The organism is Proteiniphilum sp. UBA5384 (genome assembly GCF_002410825.1).
Lineage (GTDB): Bacteria > Bacteroidota > Bacteroidia > Bacteroidales > Dysgonomonadaceae > Proteiniphilum.
Map to the genome: position 1 here is coordinate 22,773 of NZ_DHOS01000079.1, position 6,809 is coordinate 29,581.

5 protein-coding genes are annotated in these 6,809 nt (G+C 41.3%); all 5 read left to right on the forward strand.

The window, feature by feature from the left end:
• The first annotated feature begins 59 nt into the window (after positions 1-59).
• Positions 60-947 carry a DUF1735 domain-containing protein gene (locus tag B4G81_RS15180; protein ID WP_294084008.1) on the forward strand — a complete coding sequence of 296 codons (888 nt, stop codon included), beginning with the start codon at positions 60-62 and terminating at the stop codon, positions 945-947.
• Positions 948-963: 16 nt separating this feature from the next.
• On the forward strand, positions 964-2,427 hold the full coding sequence (locus B4G81_RS15185) for a hypothetical protein (protein ID WP_294084010.1): 1,464 nt from the start codon (positions 964-966) through the stop codon (positions 2,425-2,427).
• Position 2,428: 1 nt separating this feature from the next.
• Entirely contained in the window at positions 2,429-4,105 is a 1,677-nt protein-coding gene (locus tag B4G81_RS15190) for an FAD-dependent oxidoreductase (RefSeq protein WP_294084012.1), read from the forward strand.
• On the forward strand, positions 4,102-5,649 hold the full coding sequence (locus B4G81_RS15195; protein WP_294084014.1) for a sulfatase family protein: 1,548 nt from the start codon (positions 4,102-4,104) through the stop codon (positions 5,647-5,649). Before B4G81_RS15190 ends, B4G81_RS15195 begins: the two co-directional genes overlap by 4 nt.
• Before the next feature lie 55 nt (positions 5,650-5,704).
• A partial coding sequence (locus tag B4G81_RS15200; RefSeq protein WP_294084016.1) for a sulfatase family protein occupies positions 5,705-6,809 on the forward strand: 1,105 nt, incomplete at its 3' end.

The window sequence follows — 6,809 nt, forward strand, 5'->3', positions numbered from 1 at the left end:
TAAAATTAATGATTATGATAGCAATGAGATATTTTAAAAAAATAAGCTCCTTAATTATAATGTGTGCCCTTTTATTCGCATGTGAGCGCTACGAAGAGTACAGGTACGATTATGAATATTCAGCTGTTTATTTCGGTTCACAAAAACCTTTGCGAACACTGGTTACACGTGAAAACCAATCCACATTGGATTTTAAGTTAGGGGTGGTTTACGCCGGAGTGCTAGAGAATAAAACCGACCAGTGGGCAACTTTCGAAATAGATCCATCGTTATTAGAGACTGTCAATGGTGCCTCCGCCTTTTCTTTGCTTCCGGAAGATTGGTATGATTTTGATATCACCGACAATAAAATTATTATTCCCAAGGGGAAATTCATGGGAGATTTCACCATAAAGATCGATAAGGTGAAATTTACCGCCGATCCAGTATCACTGGGAACAACGTATGCATTGCCGGTGAGAATACTAGATTCATCTGCCGATTCAATTTTGGTGGGCGATAATGTGATTCCAGGTAAAAATTATACCGTATTGGTTGTAAAGTATATTTCCGAGAATTCGGGGACTTACTTTGTCCGTGGAGAACAGATTGAACTCAATACACAGGGTACTGAAATTGAAGGAAGTAAAATCATTTATTCGCATACCGACTGGAGTCGTAATAAAACCAGGGTACTCACAACCCAGTCTCTATCGGAATGTGAAATGGCCGGCGTTGGATCTGAAGATTCAGAAAAAATGAAAATTACATTTGGGACGGGTCACGCGATAGCACTTTCTTCTTCAAGTCTACAAGTGACCGATCTGGGCTCTACCTACGATAGCACACGGGACGAATACCATTTCCGGTATTCATACATAAAATCCGGGAAAACATTTCAAGTGGATGAATATTTGAAACAAAGAAATGATCCCGAAAACGAACTCCGGTTCGAAGAGTGGAATTAATAAAAAAACAGGTGAAATGAGAAGAAATATTTATCCTTTAATTTTAACGATAATAATATTTACTATCTCGATACAATGCAGTACATCAGAAACCACACTGCCAGATCCGCCCATTGAAAATCCGGATCCGGATTCAGATCCAGACCCGGAGCCTACACCGAAGGGAGATGTAATAACAATTTCCGGGAATCTACGTCAGGAAATAAATCTTGGCATTGATGCGGAAAGATTGTGGTTTTGGAGAAGCTATATAAAAGATGAGGTTGCCCGATTATCAGTATCTGAAATGAAATCACACTTTGTCCGTGTGGCGATTCCGTGTGATTATGAACGAGAAGAGGGTGTATTAAAACCTGACGCCTATGACATGATACTCGAGATGATGAACGCAATGAAAAATGCAAACCCGGAAATTAAATTTTTTGCTTCTCCAAGACCTCTTCAGGAAGCATACAGCGAAGAGGAAAGAGCGACTATCTGGGGCAACAACAGTGTCCCTTGGTCCCCTTATCCAAGGTGGATACAAGAATGGGACGAGAACGGGACGAAAGTTGTGGATGGCATAGTGGTCACCCAATGGGAAAAGGGAGCTTTTCATGTGGATAAATTGGTGAGATATTATGCCGACTACCTGAACTTAATGAAATCGGAAGGCTTCGATATCACCTATATGGATCTTTCCAATGAACAAACCATCATTACGCCAGCACATGCCAAATATATCAAAGATAATTTGCCCGCAAAATTAAACGCTGGGATCAACATGCCTCTTCTGATTGCGCCCTCCACTTGGAGCGTAGAAGGTGGAATCAATTGGCTGGATGCCATCAATACAGCAAATGGTGAACAGGACGGATTTGATATCGCCTCTGTGCACAATACCGGCGGGAGTGGCTCATTCTCGGAGTTTGTAAATAAAGCGAATACTCGTGGAAAAGAAGTGTGGAATACCGAGATGCACGCCTGGGTAGGTATGGAGCTAAAACAGGAGATACTCACATCGGAAATTTTATGGGAACATATGCGGGCAGGATTCAATGCTATCGATACATGGCTTTTTTTTGGTAATTATGCAGGTAGAGATCATTCTATGTTGTGGATACATCCGAATAACAGGCAAATCATTAAAACGGGCAAATATGAAATTTTTAAAAAACTGGTAAACAATGCCAATGGCGGTCGTTATGTAGATATTTCCACAACACCCGGTTTATTAACAGCCGCTTTTATTAAAGACGCCGTTTTGTCTGTCTGGATATTAAATAAAGATAAAGATGGGGCAGCAAATACGATTATCAAATTGCCTGATAATTGGGAAATGCTCAATAACACCATCGAAGTCATATACTGGAATGCAGATGCCACTACAAATGAAGGAAATAACAGTACGACAACTATGACAGAGAAAAATAAATTCCACTCCAATTTGATGGGAGAATCTCTCTATTTCTTTAGAATGAACGTAAAATCAGATAAATAATATGAAGAATTTAATTTTAATTTTATTCACAGGAGTGATCCTTGGTTGCCATTTCGATCAGGGAGAGAACAATGAGCCTGATGTGCTGGTATATGGAGCAACTCCTTCAGGGATCATGGCCGCGATAACCGTGAAAAAAGCCGGGCATTCTGTGATTATCGTGGAACCCAGCAGATGGGTGGGCGGGATACTTGGTTCAGGATTAAAACCTACAGACGATCTCCCGAATTTTGAAGCCATAGGAGGAAGTACCAGAGAGTTGATACTACAATTGGGCGTCCGATCAGAAGATAGTTCATTAACCTACGAGAAAGTTCGTAAATTAAATAGGGAAATTAGCCCGAAACATGTCAGAGAAGACTTTTTAAAGCTGTTGGAAGAACATAATGTTCCTGTAATTTATGATCATCGAATAAGTCGTACCATAAAGTCTAAAAATGAGATCAAGGAGGTCCTTTTTGACTTAGCCCCCTACGACGAAAATGGATGTCCAGTGGAAGAGGCCGAGAAATATGACAATATAAACATAAAAGCCAAAATTTACATTGATGCCAGTTATGACGGGGAATTGATGGCGAGATCGGGAGTATCGAACCGGATTGGAAGAGAATCTACCATGGATTACGGGGAAAGCCTTGCCGGAGTGCGTCCCTATGACAATATTACTCCGATCAGTCCTTTCATTATACCAGATAATCCACATAGCGGTTTATTACCCTTGGTCGAAAATGATCACGGAAAACAACAAGGCGCCGGAGATCAATATACACAAGCTTATAACTTCAGGTTCTATGTTACGACAGATCCGGAGAGACGTATCGAGATAACAGTCCCGGAAGACTATAATCCGCTTGATTTTGAACTTGTCGGCCGATATGTAGATTATTTAAAGGAAACTTTCAAAGATAAAGAAGAACTCAATAAACGACTGGGTTGGATTTTCCCAGGCTGGAGAAACTCCGGTGAATATAATTATCATCGGGGTTCATTGATAACAACAGTTCCACTTGGAATTAATCATATTTATTCCGGAGGAGATTACGCAACCAAAGCACGGATATGGAAAGCATATCAAAATTATTTTCGTGGCTTGTATTTTTTCATGTCATCCGATCTAAGAGTACCGGAAGATTTTAGAGAAAAAACAAAAAGTATGGGGCTTGACGGTTTCCATCATCCCGAAACAAACGGATGGCCACATCAACTATATATACGGGTCAGCCGCCGTTTAATGGGGCTTTATACTATCACTGAACATGATGTTTACAATAAAACTCATGTTGAAGATCCTATTGGCCTGGCACAATATGGTATTGATACTTATCCTGCCAGAAGAACATGGTTTGAAAGAAACGATTCCATCTTTGTAGCCATCGAAGGAAACATGTTCGTGGGTGGAGCCAAAGGTCCTACCAATACTCCTTACCCCATTCCATACCGTGCTATTATTCCTCAAAAGTATGAATGTCCTAATTTGTTGGTGCCTGTGTTATTCTCGTCTACTCATTTGGGTTATGCTTCGGCAAGAATGGAACCTACATTCATGATAGTTGGCGAGTCCGCCGGTATTGCGGCAATTCATGCATTAGAAGAAAAAGTACCGGTTCAGGATATTGACATGGAGCGTTATTTAAATAAATTGAAAGAGATGGGTCAAGTTTTGTATTGGAACCGATGAATAAAGAGAAAGTCAAATATATCTTTAGAAAGACAGTGGCTGTATTTCCATTGTGTTTGATGGGAGGAGGTTCGATACAGGCATCCCAACCAAATGGGCAAAAGCCCAATATCTTATTTATCATGTCTGACGATCATACGACGCAGGCAATCAGCGCCTACAAAGGTATTTTATCAAAATATCTTCCTACTCCAAATATTGACAGAATTGGCAACGAAGGGGCAATAATGAGCAATTGTTTTGTTACCAACTCTATCAGCACCCCAAGCAGGGCTTCCATATTAACCGGACAGTACAGCCAAAAAAATGGGGTCTATACCTTATCCGATGTATTGGACAGGAATCATCCCACCGTAGCAAAGGAGCTGCAAAAGGCAGGATATCAGACTGCCATCATAGGAAAATGGCATTTAAGTTCCGAACCGGATGGCTTCGACTTTTATAATGTTTTACCCGGGCAGGGAAGGTATCTGAATCCCCTTTTGATTGAAAAGGGAAATTGGCACAAAGGCAAGGGTAACGGGAAAGAATTCAAGGGGCACTCCACCGATGTCATCACCAATGAGGCACTCAATTATCTCCAAGCGATCAAAAAAGATCAACCTTTCTTTCTGATGTGTCATTTTAAGGCCCCCCATCGTCCATGGCAACCGGCAGAACGGTACAACGAGTTATTAAAAGATACAGATATTCCGGAACCGGACAATTTGTTTGATTCCTATGAAGGGAAAGGACATTATGCCCAACGATTGAGAATGTCAATGGAAGATATGAGGAAAGCTGATCTCAAGGGAATATCCATTCCGGAGAACATGACCCGTGATGAAAAAAGACGTTGGGTATATCAGCATTATATCAAGGATTATCTCAGATGTGTGGCGGGAATTGATGAAAATATAGGAAAAATTCTAAAATACCTTGATGACAACGGGCTTACTGAAAATACCGTTGTCATTTATACTGGTGATCAGGGATTTTTCCTGGGTGAACATGGCTGGTTCGATAAACGGCTAATGTATGAAGAAAGTTTAAGAATGCCCTTCCTGATACGATATCCTGATGAAATTAAACCGGGCACAGTCAATGATGATATGGTTATGAACATTGATTTTGCACCCTTGTTTCTCGACTATGCCCAGGTTCCCAAACCCGATTATATGCAAGGTGAAAGTTTCAGAAACAATCTCAAAGGAAAAACCACGGAAGGATGGCGAAAATCAATTTATTACCGTTATTGGATGCATGCGGATGAATCACATGACGTGACAGCTCATTACGGTATCCGTACAGACCGATACAAATTGATCTTTTATTATGGGCAGCCGCTTGGGATGAAGGGGGCAAAAAATAGCCCTTATACACCTGAATGGGAATTTTATGACTTGAAAAATGATCCGAATGAAATGCATAATATATATGACAATCCTTCCAGTAAGCATCTCATTCCTGAATTGAAAAAGGAGTTGGTAAAACTGAAAAAAAAATATGAAGACGAGGATAACAAATATCCGGTAATGCAGGAAATTTCCAGGCAATACTGGTGATTATCCGATTGAAGAAATCATTGCAAAATAGTAATATATATCTAAAACAATAAAAATGAAGATTCCAGATTTATTCATTGCATTGGCAGGAACGCCGTTTATAGCGCCCCATGTTCGTGCACAAGAGAATCCCAATATTATTATCGTGTTCATGGATGACATGGGGTATGGTGATATCGCCTCCAATGGAGCCGTGCAATACAATACCCCGAATATTGATCACTTGGCAGCTTCGGGAATGAGATTTACTAATTTCTATGCAGCCCAGGCAGTCAGCAGCGCTTCACGCGCTGGGTTAATGACAGGTTGCTATCCCAACCGGATCGGCATAACAGGAGCTTTAAATCCTACCGCTCAAATCGGATTAAATAAAGAGGAAGAGACGATTCCCGAGATATTGAAAAAAAGGGGATATAAAACCGCGGCGGTAGGCAAATGGCATCTGGGGCATCATCGTGAATTTCTGCCCCTTCAGCACGGTTTTGACGAATATTTTGGACTCCCCTATTCTAATGACATGTGGCCCGTGGGTTACGATGGAAGCAGGAATTTTTCAAATAAGAATGCACGGAAATCAAAATTTCCGGAATTACCGCTGATTGAAGGTAACCAAAAAATAGCCGAGATAAGGACATTGGACGATCAGGCAAAATTAACCACATGGTATACCGAGAAAGCAGTCGATTTTATCATCAGAAGCAGAGAAAATCCATTTTTCTTATACTTGGCACATTCCATGCCGCACGTGCCATTAGCCGTTTCAGACAAATTCAAGAATAAAAGCGAGCAGGGCTTATATGGTGACGTGATGATGGAAATCGACTGGTCGGTAGGAGAAATCATGAGAGCGCTTGAAGAAAGCGGTATAGCGGACAATACATTGGTAATCTTAACTTCCGACAATGGTCCCTGGCTCCAGTTCGGAAACCATGGAGGATCTGCCGGTGGCTTACGGGAAGGAAAAGGAACGGTTTTTGAGGGAGGGCACAGAGTCCCTTGTATCATGAAATGGCCGGATGCCATCCCCCAAGGCAGCGTTTGCAACAAGATGGCTTCCACGATAGATATTTTGCCCACACTGGCTGCGATCACCCATGCTGAACTTCCGGAGAAAAAGATTGACGGTGTCAATATTTTACCGCTATTATATGGTGAAGATG